Raw genomic sequence first — 1,659 nt, 5'->3', positions numbered from 1 at the left:
AGCCTCGATCCACCGATGAATTGCCTGTGTAGGTGGGTGTCGATATAAGGAAAGTGCCCCTTGAGCTGGGAGGATTGGTGTTCTCTACGCATCAATCAGGCCAGTTAAGAAAGGCACTTCCAGTGCAAGTGTCCCACGGGTTCGCTGCGTCGTCGGCGGTCTTCGATGAGGATCATCTCGTGTCGTGCGCCGGACTGGTGCCGGTGATGACACTGGCTGAGCAGACCGGCCTGCCGAATCTGTTGGCTGACAAGATCTTCATCCCCGCGCCGAAGATCAAATCCGGGTCAGCGAATCCGGCACCGAAGCTGGCCACGGTGATCGCCGGGATGTGCGCCGGCGCCGACAGCATTGATGACCTCAACATCGTCCGGGCCGGGGGCATGAAAACACTCTTCGGCGATGTGTACGCACCATCAACCATCGGAACCCTGTTGCGGGAGTTCACCTTCGGACACGCACGCCAACTCGAATCAGTCCTGCGCGAACACTTGGCCGCCCTCTGCCGGCGCGTTGAGTTGCTACCCGGATCCGACAGCGGTGTGTTCATCGACATCGACTCCCTGCTACGACCGGTCTACGGCCATGCCAAACAAGGCGCCTCCTACGGACACACCAAAATCGCTGGCAAGCAGGTCCTGCGCAAAGGACTCTCGCCGTTGGCGACCACGATCAGCACCCCCGGTGCGGCGCCGGTGATCGCCGGGATGCGGCTGCGGGCCGGCAAGACCGGCTCCGGTAAAGGAGCCGGTCGAATGGTCGCCCAGGCCATCACCACGGCCCGAGCGGCCGGGGTCACCGGCCAGATCCTGGTCCGCGGCGATTCGTCCTACGGCACCCGCGCCGTCGTCGGCGCCTGCCGACGCCATGGTGCGCAATTCTCGGTGGTCATGGGCCGCAACAGCGCGATCAACCGGGCCATCAACGCCATCGACGACGCGGCGTGGACACCGGTGAAATACCCGGGCGCGGTGCGTGATCCCGACACCGGAGAGTGGATCTCTGATGCCGAAGTCGCCGAAATCAGCTACACCGCATTCGCGGCCACCACAGACCGCTTCACCGCCCGACTGGTGGTACGTCGGGTCAAAGATGCGCGCTTCCGCGACGCCCTGTTCCCGGTCTGGCGGTATCACCCGTTCTTCACCAACACCGACCTACCAACCGCCGACGCCGACATCACCCACCGTCAACACGCGATCATCGAAACTGTCTTCGCCGACCTGATCGCCGGCCCCTTGGCCCACATGCCCTCCGGGCAATTCGGCGCCAACTCCGCGTGGGTGCTCTGCGGGGCCATCGCCCACAATCTGCTGCGCGCCGCCGGTGTGCTTGCCGGTGGAGCGCACGCAGTGGCCCGGGGAGCCACCTTGCGACGCACGATCATCACCGTCCCGGCACGGCTGGCCCGACCGCAACGCCGACCCATCCTGCACCTACCCAGCCACTGGCCCTGGACCGAGCACTGGCTCACCCTGTGGCGCAACACCATCGGCTACAGCCCACCCGCTACCGCAACCGTCTAACCGTCGCCGAACAGGCCCCACCGAAGCACACAGGAAAAGCTGGGCAGACCAGCGGCTACATCCTGCCCACCCCACAAACCGCCGTCAGAATCACCGTCGAACCACACCACTCAAGTCAGTCCACGGATTGAGG

General features: G+C 64.5%; 1 protein-coding gene. It reads left to right on the top strand.

The genetic code is table 11. The features are described from left to right. Nucleotides 1–122 precede the first annotated feature (122 nt). Nucleotides 123–1,526 carry an IS1380 family transposase gene (locus BKG60_RS13625; RefSeq protein WP_011768002.1) on the top strand — a complete coding sequence of 468 codons (1,404 nt, stop codon included), beginning with the start codon at nt 123–125 and terminating at the stop codon, nt 1,524–1,526. Nucleotides 1,527–1,659: the final 133 nt, after the last annotated feature.

It is taken from the genome of Mycobacterium syngnathidarum (assembly GCF_001942625.1).
Taxonomy (GTDB): Bacteria; Actinomycetota; Actinomycetes; order Mycobacteriales; family Mycobacteriaceae; genus Mycobacterium; species Mycobacterium syngnathidarum.
This window is presented reverse-complemented; position numbering and strand designations above follow the sequence as displayed.